We start from the raw sequence: 22,157 nt of genomic DNA on the forward strand, positions 1-22,157 counted from the left end.
GTGCGCGACTGGGGAGCCTCCCGGCCGAGTGTCGTCGCGGCGCCGCGCCGCGGCAGCTCACAGCGCTCGCATCCGGCCGATCTCGCTCGTCTGCTGCGCGATCACGTCGTTCGCCATCTCCTCCACCGCGACGTTGTTGCCGTTCGACAGGACATCGGCCGCCATGGTGAGCGCCCCCTGGTGGTGGGTGATCATCAGCCTGAGGAAGAGCTCGTCGAAGGCCGTCCCCTCGGCATGGCGCAGCCGGTCCAGCTGGGCGTCGGTGGCCATACCCGGCATGGAGGCGTGGTCGTGCTCGTGGGCGCCTGCCGAGTCCCCACCGTGCGTCTCCAGCCACGCCCGCATCGCCCCCACCTCGGGCTCCTGCGCGGCGGCGATGCGGCCGGCGAGCCGCTCGATGCGCTGGGAGCCCGCTCGGCCCTCGGCCAGCGAGGTCATCTCCAGTGCCTGCTCGTGGTGCTTGATCATCATGTGTGCATAGCGGAAGTCGGCGGCGTTGGGACTGTCGTCCGGCACGGCCTTCGCGGCCTCCTCGGCGGACAGGGTCTTCGCCGGCTCTCCCGGCTTCCCGGGCGCGACGACCGGCGCTCCCTTGTCCGCGCCCGCCTCGGCGCGGGTGCCGGAGTCCGCGTCGCAGGCCGCGAGGACGAGCGCGGCGGCGGCAACCGCCGCGGCCCTGAACGAGGTTCGAGTGCGCGCGGATCTGCGGGGATTCAACACGGCGACCTCCTGGGGCACTTGGGGTGTTCGAGGAGCGTACTTGCGTGGACGCGCGGCGAGTCGATCAAAATCCTTCATGACATGTCTGTTGCCATCTGTTGAGATGTGCATGCAAAGGAAGATACTGCCGGGGTCCGTGAACCGTTCCGCCAAGAACTGGCGACAAGGGAGGACGCAGTGACCCCGTTGCACACCACCGGAGTGCGGCGCAGACGTCTCGGCGCGGCGGCGGCCGCCGCCGGTCTGCTGACCGCGCTGCTGACCGCGGGACCGGCCGTCGCGATCCCCGACCCGGGAGACGCTCCGGCCGGGGGCAAGGTCTCGTCGAGCCAGGCGGCCGGGACCCGGTCCGCCATCGCGAGCGGTGAGATCCCCGGTGTGGACGAGATCGTCCACAGCGACAACATCGAGCACGTGAGCAACATCCCCAAGGACGCGATCAAGGGGACCAACTCGGACCTCGCGTTCCAGGGCTCGTATGCCTTCGCCGGCAACTACGACGGATTCCGCATCTTCGACATCAGCGACCCCAGGTCGCCGAAGTCCGTGGCCCAGGTGCTGTGTCCCGGATCGCAGAACGACATCAGCGTCTCCGGTGATCTGCTCTTCCTGTCCACCGACTCCTCGCGCAGCGACAACTCCTGCAACAGCACCTCGCAGCCGGCCACGGAGAAGTCGTCGTGGGAGGGCATGAAGATCTTCGACATCAGCGACAAGCGCAACCCGAAGTACGTCGCCGCCGTCGAGACCGCCTGCGGCTCGCACACCCACACCCTCGTTCCCGAGCGCAGGAACGTCTACGTCTACGTGTCGTCCTACGCGCCGAACGCCGCGTTCCCCGACTGCCGGCCGCCGCACGACGGCATCTCCGTCATCAAGGTGCCCCGCAAGGCTCCCGAGCAGGCAGCCGTCGTGAACTTCCCCGTGCTGTTCCCCGGTGAGGGCCCCGACGGGGGCGGCAATCCGGGCGGGCCCACCAACCCGGGCGTCTCCAAGACCACCGGCTGCCACGACATCACCGTGCTGCCTGCCAAGGACCTCGCCGCCGGCGCCTGCATGGGCGACGGCATCCTGTTCGACATCGAGGACCCGCAGAACCCGAGGGTCATCGACCGTGTCCAGGACAACGTGAACTTCTCCTTCTGGCACTCGGCCACCTTCAACCAGAAGGCGAACAGGGTCGTCTTCGCCGACGAGCTGGGCGGCGGCGTAGCGGCCACCTGCAACACCCGGGTCGGCCCGAACCGCGGCGCCGACGGCATCTACGACATCACCGGCAAGGGCGACGGGCGCAAGCTGGTCTTCCGCAGCTACTTCAAGATCGACCGCCACCAGGCCGACACCGAGAACTGCGTGGCGCACAACGCCTCGCTGATCCCGGTCAAGGGCCGCGACATCATGGTCCAGGCCTGGTACCAGGGCGGCGTCTCGGTGGTGGACTTCACCGACGCCGACCGGGCCGAGGAGATCGCGTACTTCGAGCGCGGCCCGGTCAGCACGGGCAACCTCGTCGTCGCCGGCTCCTGGTCGGCGTACTACTACAACGGCTACATCTACTCCAACGACATGGCCAAGGGCCTCGACGTCCTGAGGATCGACGACCGGCGCACCGACGCCGGCGCGCGGGTGCGGATGCACGAGCTCAACGTGCAGACGCAGCCGGACTACTTCGAGGACTTCGAGAGCTCCGACGACTGACCCGGGACGGCCGGGGCAGGACGAGACGTTCCGCCGGGTCCGCGCGGGCCCGGCGGAACGCCGAGCTCCCAGTCCAGCCCGTAGCGCTGGAACAGCTCGGCGCGCAGCCGTGCGAGAGGCATGGGCGCGCCCGGCAGCAGCACGGCGAACACCGCGCCCATCAGCAGGGCGCGCAGCAGCGGATAGTCGGTGTCCACGTCCGTGGAGCCGTACCGTTCCACCGTGTCGCGCAGCAGGGCGGCGAGCCGCTGCTGCTCGGGGCACTGCACGAACCCCTCGGCCTGCAGGATCCCCGCCATGTGCGTACGCATCAGCCTCGGATGCTCGACCGCGAGACACAGGATCGCGTCGACGGCGCGCGCCAGGCGCTCCTGCCCGTCCTCGGTGCGCGGCTCGCGTTCGAGCGCGGTCTCCAGCGTGCGGTGCATGAGCCGGTGCACCGCGGACTGCAGCAGCTGCTGCTTGCCGGGGAAGTAGTACGAGACGAGACCGCGGGCCGAGCCCGCCCGGTCGGCGATGTCGCCGAGCGTCGTCGCCTCGAATCCTCGCTCGTCGACCAGCTCCACCGTCGCCTGCAGCAGCCGCTCGCGCGAACGCCGACGAAGTTCTTCATTGACCTCTGCGCTCCGCGGGGACATCCTGGACTCCTGCGTTGACTGGCTCGGAGCCAATATACTCAGCGCGTCCCGCCTCCAGGCCCAGCGGGGGCTGGTCGGCGGGTGTGGTGCCTGGACCGGGCGACGCGGGGGATCGTCCGGTCCGGGTGGCTCTTCGCCCGGTTCTGTCGGCTGTCTTCAGTGTGCTCCGCTCGCGTCGCCGACCGGGTGGCCCGGCCGCCCGGCGGTCCCGGCCGACCAGCTCGAGCACCGGGCGCGGCCCGTCGGGCCGCTCGTCCACCGGCAGGTGGTCCACGAAGCGCACCGCGCACCCGACGGCCGCGGCGCCGCCGTCGGCCTGCGGGCGGTCGCCCACCCTCAGGGCGTCGTGCGGGTCCCGGCCGAGCGCCTCCGGTTCAGCGACGCCGCGACAGGACCGCCCTGTGGTACGAGACCGTCGTCAGGGTCACCACGGCCGCCCCCAGCAGCCATCCGGCGACCACGTCGGAGGGCCAGTGGACGCCCAGATACACGCGCGTGAGGCCCACACCGGCGACGCTCACGACGGCGAGCGCGACTCCCCACGCCCAGCCGGCCCCCGACGCTCCGTAGCGCCGGGCCAGCCACAGGAGCAGCCCGCAGGTGACCGCCGCCGTCATCGCGTGACCGGAGGGGAACGCCGCGTACTGCGCGGAGTCCACCGGGTCGGGCCATTGCGGACGTTCCCGGTCCGCCATCGCCTTCAGCGACTGCTGGACGGCCGCAGCCAGGGCGCTCGCGGCGGCCACCCACACCGCGAGGAGCCGTTCGCCCCGCAGCCAGAGCCACACGGTCGCCGTGGCGGCCAGCAGGCGCATCGTCCACGGGTCCCACACCCAGTCCGTCAGCACCCGGTTGACGCGGGTGAGCCCCGGTTCGGCGACCGCGGTGCTGTGCAGCGCCTCCGCGACGTCGCGGTCGAAGGCGAGCAGCGGGGACCAGGGCAGGACGACTAACACGGTCAGCACGGCCGTCAGGGCCAGGCAGACCGTTCCCGTACGGGCCGCCGCGGTCATGCGCGGGGCCGGACGACGGGCCGGGGAGGGGGCCGGGGGCAGCGGGCGCGAGAGGGTCATGCACCCGATCCTGGCCCCTTGACGTGCGGTCCGGCTATCCCAGCGCGCGCAGTCCCGGGACGAATGCCACGATCAGCGGGACGACGGGCACCAGCGCCGCGGCCGCCGTCAGCTGAAGCCGGCGGCCGGCGGTGAACCGCGGCACGGGGGTCAGCAGCCGGTTCACCCGCTGCGGGAGCTGTGCGCCTGGCGTGGGGCAGGGGCCGAAGACACCGCGGTCCTCGTTCAGTTCGACCAGCGCCATGGCGATCGTCAGCCGCCCGAACCGCCGCGAGGCGACATCGTCCGCGGCCAGCTCGACCAGCCGGTGCATCTCGTCGCGGAACGCGGCGAACACCGGGATCTGCGGGAAGCCGTTGGCCAGCGCGGCGGAACAGTGCAGCAGCCAGTCGTGCCGGGCCCGGGCGTGCCCCTGCTCGTGCGCCAGCACCGCATCCAGCTGACGGCCCTTCAGTCTGAGCAACGCCGCGGTGGTGATGACCAGTTGGGGTGCCGCGCCCGGGAGCCACCAGGCGTCCGGCCGCTCGCCCTCCAGGACCACCAGCGGCTCGTCGCCCGGCTCCTCGCCGGGCAGCAGGGGCGAACGCACCAGGAGCTCCCGGTGCCGCCGGCGGCGCCGGGCGTGAGCCCGCAGCACCTCACTTGTGAGCATCGTCGCGGTCCACAGCCCGCCGCAGGCGAGGAGAACCGCCAGCACGGCGGACCAGGGCTCGTTCGCGCGCAGGGCGTAGGCCTCGACGACGCCGTGCGGAGCCGGGGCGAAGACATGGCCGCGAACCAGCTGCCAGGCCGCGGCGGCACTGAGGACCATGGACAGGGCGAAGGAGAGGAGCACGGCGGCGACCACGCACTGCCACACCCACAACGCGACGACGGGCTCGCGCTCTGCCCAGTCGCCGCGTGACACGAGTCGTGGGGCGACGACGGCGGCCAGTACCCCGAGCAGAAGCAGCGCGAGTGAGACCATCATGGAATCCAGCCTATGAGCGCGAGGCTACCTGCCGGTATGGCCCTGCGGGTCAAGTGATGCACGCCACGGTTTGAACGGCGGACCGTCCGAGGCGGCTCACAGGGTCAGAAGCATCGCCAGCATCGCCATTGCCATCGAGATTCTGCAGGCCAGGGCAAGCTCCGGGGGGGCGCCCCAGGCCGGCGCCGCCGGACCGGGGCTTCCGGCGGGGGCCGCGACCGGGACGAGGCGCAGGCCGGCGCGCAGCACGTACCCCGCGAAATACACGACGAGCGCGGTAGTCAGCACAGGGACTCCCGTGCGGGCGTGGGACGCGTGCGCGCCGCCGGGCCCGGCCATCGTCGCCGCCATGTAGATCATCGCCAGGCAGGCCACGAGATGGTGCACGTGGTGGCGGCGGCTGGGCAGCGCCCATATCGCGCGCAGGGCCGCGGCGCCGAACACCACGGCGTACACCACCCAGTGCCAGGACGGAAGCGTGAGCACGGCAGCGGGCACGGCCATCGCCGCCATGCCGAAGCCCATCAGCGCCTCGCCTCCGGCCGCCTTACGCGAGTCACCTGTGCAACTGCGCATCCGCAGCAGGCAGTACGCCCCGGTCGCGGCGCACAGCGCCATGAGCAGCAATCCGGACGTCATCGGTCCGTGCACGCGCCTCTCCCCCTTCGACGGCGTCGAAGGGTGCATGCCCGCAGGCACAGGACGTACGCGAGCGCACAGGAGTACAGGGGAGCGCGTCAGGGGCGCGGGCGGGGGAGCCCACCAAGTGACCAGGGCTGCATCGGCCGCCGTTGGGCGCGTTACCCTCGTGCCACGCGTACCCCCTCGTGCCGCCGGCGCCTCGCCGTGCCCGCACCCGGTCGAAACGGAGCCGCCCATGGACACCGCACCGCCCCGCGATTCCGGTGAGCTCACCTACCGTGACGCGGTGGCGGACGACGTCCCGGTGCTCGTCCCGCTGATCGAGTCGGCGTACCGCGGGGAGAGCAGCCGTACGGGCTGGACCACCGAGGCCGACCTCCTGCACGGTCAGCGAACGGACCCCGAGGGCGTCCTCGCGGTGATCCGCGCGCCCGGGAGCCGGCTGATGGTGGTCGAGCGCGACGGCGAGCCGCTCGCCTGCTGCCAGCTCGAACACCGCGGCGACGCCGCCTACTTCGGCATGTTCGCCGTGCGTCCCGATCTCCAGGGCGGGGGCCTCGGCCGCCGGGTGATCGCCGAGGCGGAGCGCAGCGCGCGCGAGACCTGGGGGGTGCGGGAGATGCACATGACGGTGATCAGCCTCCGCGAGGAGCTTATCGCCTGGTACGAGCGCCGCGGCTACCGCCGTACGGGACAGCTGAGCCCGTTCCCGTACGGCGACGAGCGGTTCGGGATCCCGCAGCGCGACGATCTGGTCTTCGAGCTGCTGGTGAAGGACCTCACCGGCTGATCGGAGCCGGCTCCGTCACGCGGTGAACCGCCCGGTGCGGCGGATCTCGGGGAAGTCGGTGGTCGCGCCGTCCAGTTCGAGGGCGCGCACCAGCCGCAGGTGCTCCTGGGTGTTGACCACCCAGCCGATCACTCCCAGCCCCGCGCTGTGGGCACGCTCGACGGTCTCCAGCGTGAGCCTGCGGATGTTCAGCGCGAGCGACGCGGCGCCCACCGCCTTCCCCCGGTCCACGATGTCCGCTTCCCACCGGCTGGCGATCAGCACCGTCCGCACGCCCGGCACCAGAGTGGCGATCTCCGCGACGGCGTCGTCGTGGAAGGACGAGACCTCCACCCGGGGCACCAGGTCGCGGCGCTTCATCACCTCGGCCAGCGCGCGCGCCGCCGCCACGTCCTTGATCTCCGCCTGCAGCGGCGAGCGCACCGCGTCGAGGACCTCCTCGAAGACGGGCACGCGCTCCCCCATGCCCGCGTCGAGCTGACGCAGCTCCGCGAGGGTCTTCTCGGCGATCGGGCCGTTCCCGTCGGTCGTGCGGTCCACGTCGGCGTCGTGCATGACGGCCAGCGCGCCGTCCTTGGTCAGATGCAGGTCCAGTTCGATGGCGTCCATGCCGCACTGCTCGGCGCGAACGAAGGAGCGCAGGGTGTTCTCCGGCTCGACGCCCATGACCCCGCGATGACCGATGGTGAGGAAAGTCAAGATTCTCTCGCTTCCGTCGACGGCGGCTCCCGCGGCCCGGCCCCCGCTCGCCCACGCGGTGGGGGCGCACGCGGGTAAGGACGCAGCCTAACGGCCCCTCCCGCACAGGGGACCGTTCTCGCACGGGGTGTCCGGAAGCTGCCCGTCCGCGTGTCGCCCGAAGTCGCGGACTGTCCGTGACACCCGCCACTCACCGCAAAAACTTCTGCGATCATGGGGGTGTGGCAGGATAATTTCCGATGCCTCCTCTTGTATGGAGGAACGCCGCACCGATACGGTGTCTTGACGCGAGGTTCTCCCGTGAAGGAAGTGACATGACGGAAATTCTTGTGCAGGACATGGCCGACAAGGGCATATCTCACGCCGGGCGGGTGGTCGACCACCCGAGCTGGCCGGTGCTCAAGAATGCCGTCGAAGAGATCCGCCCCTGGCAGTCCAAGGACGGATCCATCGACTTCGACGCAGAGGGCGCCCCCGCCCGCTCCGACGCCGAGGCCGCCGTCGAGCAGGTCATCGGCGCGGTGGAGGACCTTTCCCCGCTGCTCCCGCACGACGACGCCTACCACCGGGCCCTCGTCGCCGACCTGCGCAAGTGGGTGAAGGACGGCTTCACCGTCCCGGACTTCCTGGACTCGCTGCTCGCCTTCCACCCGGCCGCCGCCCGCGAGGACGGACTGCAGCACCTCGTCGTCTTCCCGATGTACACGCAGAACGGCAACCCGGACCGCAACCTCGAAGCGGTGGTCCTGCGCATGGTCTGGCCCGAGTGGCTCGCCGAGCTGGAGCGCACCCGCTACGACAACCCGCTCTTCTGCGGCATCACCTTCGAGGACTTCACCGCCGGCTACGACACCAACTCGGCCGTCCTCTTCCCGGAGACCATCGCCGTCCGCGAGGCCCCCGAGCGCTTCACCTGGGGCGGCATCTTCTGCGACCGCGAGGCCGCGCGCTTCCGTGTCGTGACCGAGGCGGCCGTGCGCATCCTGGGCCTGGAGCTGCCGGACGACATCCGCGAGATGGTCGGCGACCAGAAGCGCTGCGAGCAGGCGTTCGTGCTGTGGGACATGGTCCACGACCGCACCCACAGCCACGGCGACCTGCCGTTCGACCCGTTCATGATCAAGCAGCGCCAGCCGTTCTGGATGTACGGCCTGGAGGAGTTGCGCTGCGACCTCACCGCGTTCAAGGAGGCCGTCAGGCTGGAGGCGGAGGGCAGCCGGCACGGCCGCGACGTCCAGTACGCCGTCCTCTTCGACCGCATGTTCCGCTTCCCTGTCACGGGTGACCGGACGCGCAACTACGACGGTCTCGGCGGCCAGCTCCTGTTCGCGTACCTCCACAAGCACGACGTGGTGCGCTGGACCGACAACACCCTCAAGATCGACTGGGAGCGGGCGCCGCAGGTCACGAACCAGCTGTGCGCCGAGATCGAGCAGCTCTACCGCGACGGCATCGACCGCCCGAAGCTGGTCCACTGGTTCGCCGCGTACGAGCTGGTCTCCACCTACCTCGCCCCGCACCCGGGCTCCCGCTGGGCCAAGGGCCCCGACGCCCTGGACCTGTCCCAGCCTCCGCGCAAACTGGTGGACGACGTGCTTCCGGACGAGTTTCCGCTGAGCATGTTCTATGAGGCGCTCTCCAAGAAGCTGAAGAACGTGATCGCCTCCACCAAGGGGATCACCGCTGCTTCGGCCGGAGCGGCCGCGTGAGCTCTCGCATCCAGGAGGCGACCACCATGAACGGGAACGGCAACGGCGCGCTCGAAGGCGCGGTCGTGGCGGTGGCCGGTGCGGCCGGCCCAGCCGGACGGGCCACCCTGCTGAGGCTGGCCGAGGCCGGCGCGACCGTCGTCGCCTCCGACGCCGACGCCGAGCGTCTCGCCCAGGCCGTCGACGCCGCGCGGTACGCGCACGGCGGTGCCACGGTCATCGGCGACACCGTCGACCTGCTCGACCTGAACGCCGCCAAGGCGTGGGCGGACAAGACCGAGAAGGAGTTCGGCCGGGTCGACGGGCTGGTGCACCTCGTCGGCGGCTGGCGCGGCAGCGCCGGCTTCACCGAGAGCGACCCGGCCGACTGGGCCCTGCTCGAGAAGCTGCTGATCCGCACGGTCCAGCACACCTCGCTGGCCTTCCACGACGGACTGCTGCGCAGCGACCGCGGCCGCTATGTGCTCATCAGCGCCGCGGGAGCCACCAAGCCCACCGCCGGCAACGCCGCCTACGCCGCCGCCAAGGCCGCCGCCGAGGCGTGGACGCTCGCCGTCGCCGACTCCTTCCGCAAGGCGGGGGGCGATCAGGGCCCGGCGGCAGCGGCTGCCATCCTGGTCGTCAAGGCACTGGTGCACGACGCGATGCGCGCCGAGCGCCCGAATGCGAAGTTCGCGGGCTTCACCGACGTGACGGAGCTGGCAGAGGCCATCGCCGGAGTCTGGGACCGGCCCGCCGAGGAACTGAATGGACAGCGTCTGTGGCTGACCCCCAAACCCTGAAGACCGACGCCCGTCGTCACCACGACCCGTCCGTCCGCGGGTTCGCCAGTGACAACTACGCGGGCGCCCACCCGGAGGTGCTCGCGGCGCTCACCCTCGCCAACGGCGGCCACCAGGTCTCCTACGGCGAGGACCAGTACACCGAGCACCTCCAGCGGGTCATGCACAGCCACTTCGGGCCGACCGCCGAGGCGTTCCCCGTGTTCAACGGCACCGGTGCCAATGTGACCGCCCTGCAGGCGCTCACGGACCGCTGGGGCGCGGTGGTCTGCGCGGAGACAGCGCACATCAACGTGGACGAGGGCGGGGCGCCGGAGCGGATGGGCGGGCTCAAGCTGCTCACCGTGCCGACCCCGGACGGCAAGCTCACCCCCGAGCTGATCGACCGGCAGGCCTGGGGTTGGGAGGACGAGCACCGGGCGATGCCCCAGGTCGTCTCGATCACCCAGAACACCGAGCTGGGCACCGTGTACACCGTGGACGAGATCCGCGCCGTCGTCGAGCACGCGCACGGCCTCGGCATGAAGGTCCACCTCGACGGCGCGCGGATAGCCAACGCGGCCGCCTCGCTGGACGTCCCGATGCGGACCTTCACCAACGCGGTCGGCGTCGACGTGCTCACCTTCGGCGGCACCAAGAACGGCATGCTCTTCGGCGAGGCGGTCGTCGTCCTCAACCCGGACGCGGTCAGCCACATGAAGCATCTGCGCAAGATGTCGATGCAGCTCGCCTCCAAGATGCGTTTCCTCTCCGTGCAGTTCGAGGCGCTGCTCGCCAAGGACCTGTGGCTGCGCAACGCCCGCCACGCCAACGAGATGGCGCAGCGGCTCGCCGCGGGTGTGCGCACCGTCGACGGCGTGGAGATCCTCTACGCCGTCGAGGCCAACGCCGTCTTCGCGCGGCTCCCGCAGGACGTGACCCGGCGGCTGCAGGAGCGCTTCCGGTTCTACTTCTGGGACGAGGCGGCCGGGGACGTCCGCTGGATGTGCTCCTTCGACACCACCGAGGACGACGTCGACACGTTCGTCCAGGCGCTGAAGGAAGAGATGGCGCGCTAGAGGGAATCGCATAAGAATGCGGCCGACCGGAAAAACATTGGTTTCCGGTCGGCCGCGCTCTTACGCTCGGTCGTCATGGAACTGATCCAGCAGGTCCCCGAACTCTCGGCGTACCTCGCCGCAGACGCCGCCATCGACCACGGCCATCCGCTCGTCCGGGAAACCGCTGCGCAGCTGCGCGCCGATCGCTCCGACGCATACTCATTCGCCAAGGCGGCGTACGAATTGGTCCGCGACGCCATTCCCCATTCCGTGGACAGCGGCGACACGCGGGTCACCTGGCGGGCTTCGGACGTGCTCGCGCTGGGCACCGGAATCTGCCACGCGAAGGCCCACGCGCTCGCCGCGCTGCTGCGTGCCGAAGGCATCCCCACGGCCCTGTGCTACCAGCGCCTCACGGACGACGACGGCTCGAACCCGATGATCCACGGTCTGGTCGCGATCCACCTGCCCGGCGCATCGGGCTGGATGCGCCAGGACCCGCGCGGCAACATCCCAGGGGTCGTCGACGCGCAGTTCTCGACGAGCGGGGAGCGGCTGGCGTGGCCCGTACGACCCGAGTGCAGTGAAGTGGACTATCCGATACTCTTTGCTGCACCACATCCGGCGGTCCTCACGGCCCTGCAGACGGCACCCGACCGGCCGGCCCTGTGGCGCACGCTGCCCACGGACATCTGAACGGCGGACACATGGCACTCTCCCTCACCGTCTCGGACGAGGTGCGCGCCCTCGCGCCCGGCTTCGTCCACGTCGCCGTCGAGGCGCACGGCCTCGCGAACGGCCCGAGCAACGACGGCAGTTCGGCGCTGCTGGACGACGCGGCCGGCCGGCTCGCCGCCCGTCTCGACGGCCGCGCGCCGCACGAGGACGCGCACATGGCGGCCTGGCGCGAGGCGTACACCGCCTTCGGCGCCAAGCCCTCGCGCACCCGCAACTCGGCCGAGGCGCTGGCCCGGCGGGCGCTCGCCGACGGCGGACTGCCCCGCATCAACGCGCTGGTCGATCTCTACAACGCGATCAGCGTCGCCCATCTGATCCCGGTGGGCGGCGAGGACACCGACCGCATCGTCGGCGGCATGCGCCTCGTTCGGGCCCACGGGCGAGGAGCCGTTCGTCACCGTCGCGGGCGGCGAGGAGAGCGTGGAGCACCCCGACGCGGGCGAGGTCGTCTGGTGCGACGAGGAGGGTGTCACCTGCCGCCGCTGGAACTGGCGCCAGGGCGTTCGCACCCGGCTCACCGAGGACACGGTGAACGCGCTGTTCCTGCTGGAGGGCATGGCCCCGGCGACCGGCGGTGAGCTCGCGGCGGCAGCCGCCGAACTCGCCGAGGGTCTGGAGAAGCTGAGCCCCGGGGCGCGGGTCACGGTCCACGCCCCGCGGTAGGACCCTTGGGGCCCGGGCCTCAGCTGGCCTCGCGGACCTCGGCGGGCGTCGGTGCGGTGCCCCCGAGGTGGGCGGGGACCCACCACGTGTCGCCCGCGTCCCTGGGGCGTACCGGGTACGCGCGCTGGGCCGCCTCCAGCAGCTCCTGCACACGCTCGCGCAGCCGCCGCGTGAGGGCACCCGCGTACTGGTCCGTCGGCGCCTCCATGGGCTCGCCGACCCGGATCGTCACCGGGATGTGCGAGCGCTTGAAGTTCCGCGGACGGCCCTTGGTCCACAGTCGCTGCGTCCCCCACAGCGCCACCGGGATCAGCGGCACGCCGGCCTCCTGTGCCAGGCGTACGGCGCCCGACTTGAAGGACTTCAGCGTGAACGACTGGGAGATCGTCGCCTCCGGGAAGACGCCCACGACCTCGCCCGAGCGCAGCGAGTGCAGCGCGTGCGCGTAGGCGGCCTCACCCTGCTTGCGGTCCACCGGGATGTGCTTCATCCCGCGCATCAGCGGTCCGGAGACCTTGTGGCGGAAGACCGAGTCCTTGGCCATGAAGCGGACCAGGCGCTTCTGCGGCAGCGCGGCGAGCCCGGCGAAGATGAAGTCCAGGTAGCTGATGTGGTTGCTGACCAGGACGGCACCCCCAGAACGCGGAATGTTCTCGGATCCCTGAGTGTCGATCTTCAGGTCGAGCGCCTTGAACATCGTGAGGGCGGCGCCGACGACCGGCCGATAGACGAGCTCTGCCATCTGGAGGGGACCCTTTCGTCATGCCCGGGGAGGGTTCTCCCGGTTGGAAGTTACGCAGCCGTAGGTTTTCGGCATTGGGGCGATCGTCCCCCATGTGTCGCGTACTGACCAGCCCTGGGGCCCGGTACAGGCGAGATTCTCATCACGTCCGGACCCCCGTCGCCGCCCGTTCACGCCCGTCGCGGGGAATCATTGCCTTCCTGCGAACGCTACAGGGGCCGACGACTCGACGGAGGTGTACCGAAGTGCGCGCTCACGATCCGGAACGACGGCTCGGCGCGGCGGAGCTGGGAACGGGGCTCGGGCGGCGGGCGACGCTCGTCCAGTTCTCGACCGCCTTCTGCCAGCCCTGCCGCGCCACGCGCCGTACGTTGTCGGACGTCGCGGGCATGGTCGACGGTGTCGCGCACATCGAGATCGACGCCGAGGAGCGGCTCGCACTCGTGCGGGAACTGGGCATCCGCACGACACCGACCGTCCTGGTGCTCGACTCCGCCGGGCGTGTCGTCACCCAGGCCTCCGGGGCACCCCGCAAGGCCGACGTCATCGCCGCACTCGGAAGGGCCGTGTGACGCGCCGTGAGCCCGGTCGCACATTCCCGTGCGCACTTGACTGCACAGGGCAACTGTCGTCAGGCTGACGTCTGTGCCTCCAGTACTCCTTCTCTTCGGGCGTGTCCATGTGGACCTCGTCCGTCACGCGAGCGCGCGCTGTCCGGTTGACCTCGACGCCGCAGCCGCCTAGTTCGCACCCATGCAGAAGGAATCCTCGATGACGGCCCCGACCGATCTCGGCACCCCACCCCTGACCTCCTCCTCCGCCCTCGCCGCGCAACGGCCCGGGTCCGCTGCCGGCCTCGTGGGCACGCAGCAGTCGCCGGCCGGCGTGCGTGCCGCCTCGCCCGCCGCCGACGAGCTGCTGAAGTCGGCCTTCCGTCAGCACGCCGCCGGCGTCGCGGTGATCACCGCGCAGGGGGAGCGTCCCGTCGGCTTCACCGCCACCTCGCTCACCTCCGTGGCCGCCGACCCGCCGCTGATCTCCTTCGGGGTGGGCACCGGATCCTCCAGCTGGCCGGTGGTCGCCGAGGCGGAGTACGTCGGCGTCCACATACTCGGCGAGCACCAGCAGGAGCTGGCCGCCACCTTCGCCCGCAGCGGCGCGGACCGTTTCGCCCTGCCCACCTGCTGGCGCACCGGTCCCGAGGGCGTGCCCGTCCTCGAGGGAGTGGTGGCGTGGCTGGTCGCCCGGGTGGTGGCACGCGTGCCCGCGGGAGATCATCGCCTCGTGATCGCCGAGGTCGTGACCGGGGACCCGGCCGGCGGCGGTCGTCCGCTGCTGTACCACCAGGGCCGCTTCAAGGCGCTGCGCGACTGACCTGGCACGCCGTTGTCAAGGTCACAGTGCAAAGCGCTTGCTTAGCGGGAACAACACCGCTGTACTGACGAGTAATATTTCGATCGGAGCGCGGCCCGCCCCGACCGGGATCCGCCCCATCGGACGCCTATGCTGCGTTCACAAGGCAGTCCAGTAGAGACGATGCAGTAGGAGAGCCGGCGTGAGCCTGAGGATCGTTGTCTGTGTGAAGTACGTGCCCGACGCCACCGGCGACCGGCACTTCGCCGATGACCTGACCGTCGACCGCGACGACGTCGACGGCCTGCTGTCGGAGCTGGATGAGTACGCGGTCGAGCAGGCGCTGCAGATCGCGGAGGACGCCGACGAGGCCGAGGTCACCGTGCTGACCGTCGGTCCGGAGGACGCCAAGGACGCGCTGCGCAAGGCCCTGTCGATGGGCGCCGACAAGGCGATCCACGTCGAGGACGACGACCTGCACGGCACCGACGTGATGGGCACCTCGCTGGTGCTGGCGAAGGCGATCGAGAAGGCCGGCTTCGACCTGGTGATCGCCGGTATGGCCTCCACGGACGGCACGATGGGTGTCGTTCCGGCGCTGCTGGCCGAGCGTCTGGGCGTCCCGCAGGTCACCCTGCTCTCCGAGGTCTCGGTAGAGGGCGGTCTTGTGAAGGGCCGTCGCGACGGCGACACCGCGTCCGAGCAGCTCGAGGCGTCGCTGCCGGCCGTCGTGTCGGTGACGGACCAGTCGGGCGAGGCGCGTTACCCGTCCTTCAAGGGCATCATGGCCGCGAAGAAGAAGCCGGTGGAGTCCTGGGACCTGGAGGACCTGGAGATCGACGCCGACGAGGTCGGTCTCGAGGGTGCCTGGACCGCGGTCGACTCGGCCGCGGAGCGTCCGGCCCGCACCGCGGGCACGATCGTCAAGGACGAGGGCGAGGGCGGCAAGCAGCTCGCGGAGTTCCTCGCGAGCCAGAAGTTCATCTAAGGCTTCGGCCACCAACCGCCCCCTTCATACTTCGCAAGCAGGAGAGAAGAAGTCCCATGGCTGAAGTTCTCGTCTACGTCGACCACGTGGACGGTGCCGTCCGCAAGCCCACCCTTGAGCTGCTGACGCTCGCCCGCCGCATCGGCGAGCCCGTCGCCGTCGCCCTCGGCTCCGGTGCCGAGAACACCGCCGCCGCGCTCGCCGAGCACGGTGCGGTCAAGGTGCTGACCGCCGACGCGCCCGAGTTCACCGAGTACCTGGTGGTGCCGAAGGTGGACGCGCTGCAGGCCGCGTACGAGGCCGTCTCCCCGGCCGCCGTGCTCGTCCCGTCGTCCGCCGAGGGCAAGGAGATCGCGGCCCGTCTCGCGGTCCGTATCGGCTCCGGCATCATCACCGACGCCGTCGACCTGGAGGCCGGCGACGAGGGTCCGGTCGCCACCCAGTCGGCGTTCGCCGCCTCGTTCACCACCAAGTCCCGCATCACCAAGGGCACCCCGGTCATCACGGTCAAGCCCAACAGCGCCGCCGTGGAGGCCGCCCCGGCCGCCGGCACCGTCGAGACCCTGTCCGTGTCGTTCTCCGAGAAGGCGACCGGCACCAAGGTCACCGCGCGCACCCCGCGTGAGTCGACCGGCCGTCCGGAGCTGACCGAGGCCGCGATCGTGGTCTCCGGTGGCCGTGGCGTCAACGGCGCGGAGAACTTCGCGGTCATCGAGGCGCTCGCCGACTCCCTCGGCGCGGCGGTCGGCGCCTCGCGTGCCGCGGTGGACGCCGGCTGGTACCCGCACACCAACCAGGTCGGCCAGACCGGCAAGTCGGTCTCCCCGCAGCTGTACATCGCCTCCGGTATCTCGGGCGCGATCCAGCACCGGGCCGGTATGCAGACCTCGAAGACGATCGTGGCGATCAACAAGGACGCCGAGGCCCCGATCTTCGACCTGGTCGACTACGGCGTGGTCGGCGACCTGTTCGACGTCGTCCCGCAGCTGACCGATGAGGTCAAGTCCCGCAAGGGCTGACCGCACATCGTCCGGGCAGGGGCCGCGTGGTGATCTCCACCGCGCGGCCCCTGCCCGTTGTGGCGGACCATTGACGCAGATCACGGCTCCCGTTAACTTCATTCAACAGAATGTTGATTCCGTGAAGCGGAAAACACGGACACAGGGATCTGCGGAGGGTGTGGGAATGGGTCAGCAGGAGAAGGTGGCGACGAGCCTCGCCGGCGCGGTCAGCGAGGGCATCAGCGCCTCCCTGGCGACGGTGGACGCGGAGCTCGCCCGCCGGTACCCGGGAGACCCCGGCACCCGCCAGCCCGTCCACACCGTCTACGTCCCCGGCGACGTCTTCGCCGCCGACACCGTCCGCACATGGGGCGCCGCCGCCCTGGCGGCGCTCGACGAGCACGCCCCCGACGCCGCCGGCTTCGCCCGCGTCCTCGGCCTGAGCGACGAACTGGCCGAGCCGGTGTACACGCGTGTACGGGCCAAGCTGGAGCGCGAGCCGATCGAGGACCTGCGCGTCGACTTCGAGGACGGCTACGGGGGCCGGGACGAGGACGCCGACGCCGCACGCGCCGCCCGGCTGATCTCGGAGGCCTACGCGAAGGGCGCCGCCGCGCCGTACATGGGCATCCGCATGAAGTGCATGGAGGCCGCCGTACGCGACCGGGGCATCCGCACCCTCGACATCTTCCTCACCGGCCTGATGGAGGCCGGCGGCCTGCCCGACGGGCTCGTCCTCACCCTGCCCAAGGTCACGTACACCGAGCAGGTGTCCGCGATGGTGCGGCTCGTCGAGGAGTTCGAGAAGGCCCGCGGCCTGGAGAGCGGTCGCATCGGCTTCGAGATCCAGATCGAGACCAGCCAGTCCATCCTCGGCCCCGACGGCACCGCCACCGTCGCGCGCATGATCGACGCCGCTGAGGGACGGGCCACCGGTCTGCACTACGGCACCTTCGACTACAGCGCCTGTCTCGGTGTCAGCGCCGCCCACCAGGCCAGCGACCACCCCGCGGCCGACCACGCCAAGGCCGTCATGCAGGTCGCCGCGGCCGGGACCGGCGTACGAGTGTCCGACGGCTCCACCAACGTCCTGCCCGTCGGTTCCACCGAGAAGGTCCACGACGCCTGGCGCCTGCACTACGGCCTCACCCGCCGCGCCCTCGCCCGCGCGTACTACCAGGGCTGGGACATGCACCCCGGTCACCTGCCCACCCGCTACGCCGCCGTCTTCGCCTTCTACCGCGAGGGCTTCGAGCAGGCCGCGGCGCGACTGTCCGCCTACGCCACCCACGCGGGCGGCGACGTCATGGACGAGCCCGCCACCGCCAAGGCCCTCAGCTCCTACCTGCTGCGCGGCATCGACTGCGGCGCCCTCGACACCGCGGAAGTCGCCCGGCTGACCGGTCTCACGCGCGCCGACCTCGACGGCTTCGCGGCCCCCCGGCGCGGGGAGTTGACGGCCACAGCCGAGTAACAGGCTGCACCGGGCCCACCGCTGCCCCCTCACGCTGTGCGCCGTCACCGTCGCATCCCGCGGGATTCCCCCGAGCCGTGACGCTGGTTCAGGCCGGCGGGGGAATCTCCCCGGAGCCGCGCGGGATCAGGACGGTGTCCAGCGTCACCTGTGCCGGCTCCTCGTTCACTCCGTCCAGCCTGCGGAACAGCCGCTCCGCCGCCGTACGGCCCAGAGCGGCCGCGTCCTGGGCTATGACCGTGATGCCGAGCAGGTCGGCGAGCTCGATGTCGTCGAAGCCGACCAGTGCGACCGGCTCCTCGCGTCCGGCGAGGAGCCGGACGACCGTCACCGTGACCCGGTTGTTGCCCGCGAAGACGGCGGTGACCGGCTCGGGGGCCTCCAGTATCGACGTCACCGCGTCCCGGACCCGCTCCGGCGCCGTGGAGCCCAGCGAGACCCAGGAGTCGTCGATCTCCAGACCCGCGTCCTCCATCGCCGCGCGATAGCCGCGCAGTCGCTCGACCGCGGTGTGGATGCGCGGCTGGTCACCGATGAAGGCGATGCGCCGGTGGCCGTGTGCGATCAGATGCGCCACGCCCGCGCGTGCTCCGCCGAAGCTGTCGGACATCACCGTGTCCGCCTCGATACGGCCGGCCGGACGGTCGACGAACACCGTGGCCACGCCCGCCTTGATCTCCGGCTCCAGGTAGCGGTGGTCGTGACCCGCGGGGATCACGATGAGCCCGTCCACCCGGCGCGCGCACAGTGCGAGTGCCAACTCCTGCTCGCGGTCGGGGTCCTCGGCGCTGGAGCCGTTGATCAGCAGGGCGCCGTGCGCCCGGGCCACCTCCTCCACAGCCCGGCTGAGCGGCCCGTAGAACGGGTCGGCGAGGTCCTCCAGCACCAGGCCGATGGACGCGGTGCGGCCCTTCCGCAGCACCCGCGCACTGTCGTTGCGGCGGAAGCCCAGCGACTCGATGGCCTCCTGCACCCGTCGCTCGGTGTCGGGCGTGACGCCCGGTTCGCCGTTGACCACCCGCGAGACGGTCTTGAGACCCACTCCCGCGCGTGCTGCGACGTCTTTCATCGTCGGCCGATTTCCGTAGCGGGGCTCGGGGCCTCGAGGGCTTCCCGGCGGCTGCGGGGGACGAGTCGTATCGGCCACGGTGAGCTTTCTGTCCGACGGCAGGCGGTCGCGTTCGATGGTATGGGATGGTGTGGCGTCGGGCATAGGGCCTGGACAACGTTGTCAGGGCAATGGAGACTGTCATCGAATCCGCAGGTCCGACAGTCTCCCCGGGGGATCGCACACCGATGCATACCAGCCTCGTCGCCGCTCTCGACATCGGCGGTACCAAGATCGCCGGCGCGTTGGTCGACGGGGGTGGCGCTCTCCTGCTGCGTACGCAGCGCCCCACGCCGGCCCGGGAGAGCGGTGACGCGGTGATGCGCGCGGTGGAGGGCGTCCTCGCCGAGCTCACGGCGTCGCCGCTGTGGGCGGGCGTACGGGCGGTCGGCATCGGCAGCGCGGGGCCGGTGGACCGCTCGGCCGGTACGGTCAGCCCGGTCAACGTCCCTGGCTGGCGCGACTTCCCGCTGGTCGAGAGGGTGTCACGGGCCGTCGGCGGGCTGCCCGTCGAGCTCGTCGGCGACGGCGTCGCGATGACGGCGGCCGAGCACTGGCTGGGCGCGGCCCGGGGATACGACAACGCACTGTGCATGGTCGTCTCGACCGGCGTCGGCGGCGGTCTGGTGCTCAACGGCCGTCTGCACGCGGGCCCCACGGGCAACGCCGGGCACATCGGTCACATCAGCGTCGATCTGGACGGCGACGCCTGCCCGTGCGGGGCGCGCGGCTGCGTGGAGCGGATAGCCAGCGGGCCCAACATCGCCCGCCGGGCCGTGGAGAACGGCTGGCGTCCCGGTGCCGACGGCGAGGCGACGGCCGCCGCCGTGGCCGAGGCGGCGCGCGCCGGCGACCCGGTCGCGACCGCCTCGTTCGAGCGCGCCGCCCAGGCACTCGCCGCCGGGATCGCCGCCACCGCGACGCTGGTGGAGATCGACATCGCCGTCATCGGCGGCGGTGTCGCGGGCGCGGGGAACGTGCTCTTCACGCCGCTGCGCCGTGCCTTGCGCGACTACGCGACGCTGTCGTTCGTGCAGCGCCTGACGGTGGCGCCGGCACGGATGGGCACGGACGCCGGTCTCGTGGGCGCGGCGGCTGCGGCGCTCACCCTCGGGCGGGCGGCGGACCGGGTGACGCACTCGGGCGCGGCCGGCCCCGTGTAGCTGGACGCCCCCCTGCGTCCGGCACGACTTCTCGGGCGTGGTTGACCGCCGGAGCCGGACGAACCCTGGGGGGCGCAACGCCCCCGGGACGCTCACCAGGCGCGGTCTGCGTGCTGCTGTTGAGGGACGACCACCAGGAACGCGTCCGACTCCAGGTCCATCACCACCTCAGCCGCCAGCCCCTCGTCCCGGCGGTGCCGTGCGTACTCCTCGGCGGCCCAGCTGCCCCGCGGATCTCCTGCGGGGAACTTCTCCAAAACAGTGCGGCGCATCGCGCACCCCCTTGTCTCTTCCGCTCCAACGACGGTCCTCGACAGGTGTCACGGGCAACGGCCCGGCCACAGTTCCGTCCCCGATCAGCCAACCGGTTCCGGCCGGGGGTTTCCGTGGCAGGGTGATGCGGGCAAGCCACTGTGGGCTACGGAAGAGGGGGACCCGTGATCGTCTGGATCAACGGTGCGTTCGGAGCGGGCAAGACGACTGCCGCACGCGAACTGATCGATCTGATCCCCAACAGCACCCTGTTCGACCCCGAGCTCGTCGGCGCCGGCCTGCGGTACGTGCTGCCGCAGAAGCGTCTCGACGACGTCGGCGACTTCCAGGACCTTCCCATCTGGCGGCGGCTCGTCGTGGACACCGCGGCCGCGCTCCTCGCCGAGCTGGGCGGGGTGCTGGTCGTGCCGATGACCCTGCTGCGTCAGGAGTACCGCGACGAGGTGTTCGGCGGGCTCGCCGCCCGGCGCATCCCCGTCCACCATGTGCTGCTGAGCCCGGATGAAACGATCCTGCGCGCACGGATAGCGGGCCGGCCTGTGCCCGACACCCCGGACGGCGACCAGCGCGTCAGGCAGTGGGCGTACGACCGCATCGAGCCCTATCGCGCCGCACTCGGCTGGATCACCGCCGACGCGCACGTGATCGACACCAGCCGCATCGACCCGCACGAAACGGCCCGCCGCATCGCCGCGGCCGTACATTCCGGAGCCGCGGCCGCCTGCGAGATCGTCCAGACGCCCGAACCAACCGCGGAGACCGTCGCCGCGGGCGTGCTCCTCTTCGACGACGAGGACCGGGTGCTGCTCGTCGACCCGACCTACAAGCCCGGATGGGAGTTCCCCGGCGGAGTCGTCGAACGGGGAGAGCCGCCGGCACGGGCGGGGATGCGGGAGGTCGCCGAGGAACTCGGCCTCGAACTGGCCGATGTCCCACGGCTGCTCGTCGTCGACTGGGAGGCCCCGCGGGCGCCGCGCTTCGGCGGCCTGCGGCTCCTGTTCGACGGCGGCCGGCTCCCGGACGGCGACGAGCGACGCATACGCCTGCCCGGACCGGAGCTGCGCGACTGGCGGTTCGTGGGCGAGCAGGAGGCCGCGCACCTGCTGCCGCCCGCGCGCTACGAACGGCTGCGCTGGGCGCTGCGCGCCCGCGAGCGCGGCACCGTGCTCAATCTAGAGGCCGGCATCCCCGTCGGCTGACGCCTCCGCCGCGTCCAGCAGCGCCGCGGTGGCGTTCTCGGTCAGCGGGTCGCCGTGGCCGAAGCAGACCGCCGACGGCGCGAGCGAGGCCAGCCGGCGCATCGACACCTGTGCCGTCGCCCGGTCCACGTTGAACACCCCGAGCATCACCTGCCCGACCCCCGCCACGCAGTCACCCGTGAACAGCACGCTGTGATGCGGCAGATGGATGCCGATCGAGCCGTCGGTGTGACCGGGGGAGTGGACCACGTGCGCACCGCCGCCGAAGTCCAGTACGTCGCCGTCCTCCAGCTCCCGGTCCACCCGGGTCGGCGGCGCGGGCGGCACCGTGAGCCCGTGCTCGTACAGCGGGACCTCCCAGTCCAGCAGTACGGGCTCGGGCACGGGCGCATCGCCCCGTACGACCGGGGCGTCGAGGCGGTGCGCCAGCACCTCGGCCCCGTACCGCGCGGCCAGTTCGCCGGCCGCGCCCACGTGGTCGCGGTGGCAGTGCGTCAGAACGATCCGCCGCAGGGCCGCCGGATCGAGCCCCGCCCCCCGTATCGCCTCCTCGATCAGCGGCGCGGCGTCCCGGTGGCCTGCGTCGACGAGCGTCAGCTCGTCGCCGTCGCGCCACAGGTAGGCCTGGCCGATCGGGAAGCGGAACATGTGCAGCTGTGGCAGTACCGGGATGAAGTCCATGCGGCGAACGTAC

Annotated in this window: 23 protein-coding genes and 2 pseudogenes; 14 read left to right on the plus strand and 11 right to left on the minus strand. The window is 71.3% G+C overall.

All coding sequences use genetic code 11. The features are described from left to right. Positions 1-57: 57 nt before the first annotated feature. Positions 58-720, minus strand: coding sequence for a DUF305 domain-containing protein (locus HW130_RS05205; RefSeq protein ID WP_309140330.1), 663 nt, complete (start codon positions 718-720; stop codon positions 58-60). 177 nt (positions 721-897) lie between these two features. Here HW130_RS05205 and HW130_RS05210 point away from each other — a divergent pair, with 177 nt between their 5' ends. After that, positions 898-2,418, plus strand: a complete 1,521-nt coding sequence (locus HW130_RS05210; RefSeq protein WP_177148214.1) for an LVIVD repeat-containing protein — start codon at positions 898-900, stop codon at positions 2,416-2,418. Here HW130_RS05210 and HW130_RS05215 read toward each other — a convergent pair. From HW130_RS05215 to HW130_RS05230, 5 genes and pseudogenes are all read right to left on the minus strand, one after another. After that, complete coding sequence (locus HW130_RS05215; protein ID WP_177148215.1) at positions 2,385-3,056, minus strand: TetR/AcrR family transcriptional regulator; 672 nt, start codon at positions 3,054-3,056, stop codon at positions 2,385-2,387. The genes HW130_RS05210 and HW130_RS05215 overlap by 34 nt on opposite strands. A gap of 211 nt (positions 3,057-3,267) precedes the next feature. Further along, positions 3,268-3,426, minus strand: a pseudogene (locus HW130_RS35670) (hydrolase); the annotation flags it as partial. Positions 3,427-3,430: 4 nt separating this feature from the next. After that, positions 3,431-4,129 carry a phosphatase PAP2 family protein gene (locus HW130_RS05220; RefSeq protein ID WP_177148216.1) on the minus strand — a complete coding sequence of 233 codons (699 nt, stop codon included), beginning with the start codon at positions 4,127-4,129 and terminating at the stop codon, positions 3,431-3,433. Between the two features lie 34 nt (positions 4,130-4,163). Next, positions 4,164-5,099: a M56 family metallopeptidase gene (locus tag HW130_RS05225; protein ID WP_177148217.1), complete on the minus strand. Its 936-nt coding sequence runs from the start codon at positions 5,097-5,099 to the stop codon at positions 4,164-4,166. Positions 5,100-5,195: 96 nt separating this feature from the next. Then, positions 5,196-5,750, minus strand: a complete 555-nt coding sequence (locus HW130_RS05230) for a DUF5134 domain-containing protein (protein ID WP_177148218.1) — start codon at positions 5,748-5,750, stop codon at positions 5,196-5,198. A 226-nt stretch (positions 5,751-5,976) separates the two neighbouring features. Here HW130_RS05230 and HW130_RS05235 point away from each other — a divergent pair, with 226 nt between their 5' ends. Then, on the plus strand, positions 5,977-6,531 hold the full coding sequence (locus HW130_RS05235) for a GNAT family N-acetyltransferase (protein ID WP_177148219.1): 555 nt from the start codon (positions 5,977-5,979) through the stop codon (positions 6,529-6,531). A 15-nt stretch (positions 6,532-6,546) separates the two neighbouring features. Here the strand turns inward: HW130_RS05235 and HW130_RS05240 are convergent, their stop codons facing one another. Continuing rightward, positions 6,547-7,230, minus strand: a complete 684-nt coding sequence (locus HW130_RS05240) for a glycerophosphodiester phosphodiesterase family protein (protein ID WP_177148220.1) — start codon at positions 7,228-7,230, stop codon at positions 6,547-6,549. A gap of 314 nt (positions 7,231-7,544) precedes the next feature. Between HW130_RS05240 and HW130_RS05245 the strand changes: the two genes are divergently transcribed. From HW130_RS05245 to HW130_RS05265, 5 genes and pseudogenes are all read left to right on the plus strand, one after another. Then, positions 7,545-8,939: a DUF6421 family protein gene (locus tag HW130_RS05245; protein ID WP_177148221.1), complete on the plus strand. Its 1,395-nt coding sequence runs from the start codon at positions 7,545-7,547 to the stop codon at positions 8,937-8,939. 26 nt (positions 8,940-8,965) lie between these two features. Continuing rightward, positions 8,966-9,721, plus strand: a complete 756-nt coding sequence (locus HW130_RS05250) for an SDR family oxidoreductase (protein WP_177148384.1) — start codon at positions 8,966-8,968, stop codon at positions 9,719-9,721. Next, positions 9,700-10,779: a low specificity L-threonine aldolase gene (locus HW130_RS05255; RefSeq protein WP_177148222.1), complete on the plus strand. Its 1,080-nt coding sequence runs from the start codon at positions 9,700-9,702 to the stop codon at positions 10,777-10,779. The genes HW130_RS05250 and HW130_RS05255 overlap by 22 nt, the downstream gene beginning before the upstream one ends. Before the next feature lie 75 nt (positions 10,780-10,854). Next, positions 10,855-11,457, plus strand: a complete 603-nt coding sequence (locus HW130_RS05260; protein WP_177148223.1) for a transglutaminase family protein — start codon at positions 10,855-10,857, stop codon at positions 11,455-11,457. A gap of 11 nt (positions 11,458-11,468) precedes the next feature. Beyond that, positions 11,469-12,162: pseudogene (locus tag HW130_RS05265) on the plus strand (B3/4 domain-containing protein). Positions 12,163-12,181: 19 nt separating this feature from the next. On the opposite strand, the gene HW130_RS05270 reads toward HW130_RS05265, so the two are convergent. Then, the gene (locus HW130_RS05270; protein ID WP_177148224.1) at positions 12,182-12,904 is read right to left on the minus strand and encodes a 1-acyl-sn-glycerol-3-phosphate acyltransferase; all 723 of its coding nucleotides are present in this window, start codon (positions 12,902-12,904) and stop codon (positions 12,182-12,184) included. A 245-nt stretch (positions 12,905-13,149) separates the two neighbouring features. Here HW130_RS05270 and HW130_RS35675 point away from each other — a divergent pair, with 245 nt between their 5' ends. From HW130_RS35675 to HW130_RS05295, 5 genes are all read left to right on the plus strand, one after another. After that, positions 13,150-13,476: a thioredoxin family protein gene (locus HW130_RS35675; RefSeq protein WP_307716787.1), complete on the plus strand. Its 327-nt coding sequence runs from the start codon at positions 13,150-13,152 to the stop codon at positions 13,474-13,476. A 199-nt stretch (positions 13,477-13,675) separates the two neighbouring features. Continuing rightward, complete coding sequence (locus tag HW130_RS05280) at positions 13,676-14,278, plus strand: flavin reductase family protein (RefSeq protein ID WP_177148226.1); 603 nt, start codon at positions 13,676-13,678, stop codon at positions 14,276-14,278. 181 nt (positions 14,279-14,459) lie between these two features. Continuing rightward, entirely contained in the window at positions 14,460-15,245 is a 786-nt protein-coding gene (locus HW130_RS05285; RefSeq protein ID WP_177148227.1) for an electron transfer flavoprotein subunit beta/FixA family protein, read from the plus strand. Between the two features lie 56 nt (positions 15,246-15,301). Beyond that, on the plus strand, positions 15,302-16,264 hold the full coding sequence (locus tag HW130_RS05290; RefSeq protein ID WP_177148228.1) for an electron transfer flavoprotein subunit alpha/FixB family protein: 963 nt from the start codon (positions 15,302-15,304) through the stop codon (positions 16,262-16,264). A 166-nt stretch (positions 16,265-16,430) separates the two neighbouring features. After that, a complete protein-coding gene (locus HW130_RS05295) occupies positions 16,431-17,720 on the plus strand; it encodes a DUF6986 family protein (RefSeq protein ID WP_177148229.1) in 1,290 nt (429 codons plus the stop codon). An 88-nt stretch (positions 17,721-17,808) separates the two neighbouring features. On the opposite strand, the gene HW130_RS05300 is transcribed toward HW130_RS05295, so the two are convergent. Continuing rightward, a complete protein-coding gene (locus tag HW130_RS05300) occupies positions 17,809-18,789 on the minus strand; it encodes a LacI family DNA-binding transcriptional regulator (protein WP_177148230.1) in 981 nt (326 codons plus the stop codon). Between the two features lie 227 nt (positions 18,790-19,016). On the opposite strand from HW130_RS05300, the gene HW130_RS05305 reads away from it, so the two are divergent. Further along, positions 19,017-19,991, plus strand: coding sequence for an ROK family protein (locus HW130_RS05305; RefSeq protein WP_177148231.1), 975 nt, complete (start codon positions 19,017-19,019; stop codon positions 19,989-19,991). A 92-nt stretch (positions 19,992-20,083) separates the two neighbouring features. On the opposite strand, the gene HW130_RS05310 is transcribed toward HW130_RS05305, so the two are convergent. Further along, positions 20,084-20,263 (minus strand): hypothetical protein, encoded by a 180-nt coding sequence (locus tag HW130_RS05310; protein WP_177148232.1) that lies wholly within the window; start codon positions 20,261-20,263, stop codon positions 20,084-20,086. A 165-nt stretch (positions 20,264-20,428) separates the two neighbouring features. Between HW130_RS05310 and HW130_RS05315 the strand changes: the two genes are divergently transcribed. Further along, positions 20,429-21,463 carry an NUDIX hydrolase gene (locus tag HW130_RS05315; protein WP_177148233.1) on the plus strand — a complete coding sequence of 345 codons (1,035 nt, stop codon included), beginning with the start codon at positions 20,429-20,431 and terminating at the stop codon, positions 21,461-21,463. Here the strand turns inward: HW130_RS05315 and HW130_RS05320 are convergent. Further along, positions 21,437-22,144, minus strand: coding sequence for an MBL fold metallo-hydrolase (locus HW130_RS05320; RefSeq protein WP_177148234.1), 708 nt, complete (start codon positions 22,142-22,144; stop codon positions 21,437-21,439). The two genes, HW130_RS05315 and HW130_RS05320, sit on opposite strands and share 27 nt — an antisense overlap. Between the last annotated feature and the right edge of the window lie 13 nt (positions 22,145-22,157).

This window comes from Streptomyces sp. PKU-EA00015 (assembly GCF_013387495.1).
GTDB lineage: Bacteria > Actinomycetota > Actinomycetes > Streptomycetales > Streptomycetaceae > Streptomyces.

Coding starts and splice junctions, on each gene's coding strand:
- HW130_RS05215 (WP_177148215.1), bottom strand. CDS start 3,056: ATGTCCCCGCGGAGCGCAGAGGTCAATGAAGAACTTCGTCGGCGTTCG.
- HW130_RS05220 (WP_177148216.1), bottom strand. CDS start 4,129: ATGACCCTCTCGCGCCCGCTGCCCCCGGCCCCCTCCCCGGCCCGTCGT.
- HW130_RS05225 (WP_177148217.1), bottom strand. CDS start 5,099: ATGATGGTCTCACTCGCGCTGCTTCTGCTCGGGGTACTGGCCGCCGTC.
- HW130_RS05235 (WP_177148219.1), top strand. CDS start 5,977: ATGGACACCGCACCGCCCCGCGATTCCGGTGAGCTCACCTACCGTGAC.
- HW130_RS05245 (WP_177148221.1), top strand. CDS start 7,545: ATGACGGAAATTCTTGTGCAGGACATGGCCGACAAGGGCATATCTCAC.
- HW130_RS05250 (WP_177148384.1), top strand. CDS start 8,966: ATGAACGGGAACGGCAACGGCGCGCTCGAAGGCGCGGTCGTGGCGGTG.
- HW130_RS05260 (WP_177148223.1), top strand. CDS start 10,855: ATGGAACTGATCCAGCAGGTCCCCGAACTCTCGGCGTACCTCGCCGCA.
- HW130_RS05270 (WP_177148224.1), bottom strand. CDS start 12,904: ATGGCAGAGCTCGTCTATCGGCCGGTCGTCGGCGCCGCCCTCACGATG.
- HW130_RS05280 (WP_177148226.1), top strand. CDS start 13,676: ATGACGGCCCCGACCGATCTCGGCACCCCACCCCTGACCTCCTCCTCC.
- HW130_RS05290 (WP_177148228.1), top strand. CDS start 15,302: ATGGCTGAAGTTCTCGTCTACGTCGACCACGTGGACGGTGCCGTCCGC.
- HW130_RS05295 (WP_177148229.1), top strand. CDS start 16,431: ATGGGTCAGCAGGAGAAGGTGGCGACGAGCCTCGCCGGCGCGGTCAGC.
- HW130_RS05300 (WP_177148230.1), bottom strand. CDS start 18,789: ATGAAAGACGTCGCAGCACGCGCGGGAGTGGGTCTCAAGACCGTCTCG.
- HW130_RS05305 (WP_177148231.1), top strand. CDS start 19,017: ATGCATACCAGCCTCGTCGCCGCTCTCGACATCGGCGGTACCAAGATC.
- HW130_RS05310 (WP_177148232.1), bottom strand. CDS start 20,263: ATGCGCCGCACTGTTTTGGAGAAGTTCCCCGCAGGAGATCCGCGGGGC.
- HW130_RS05320 (WP_177148234.1), bottom strand. CDS start 22,144: ATGGACTTCATCCCGGTACTGCCACAGCTGCACATGTTCCGCTTCCCG.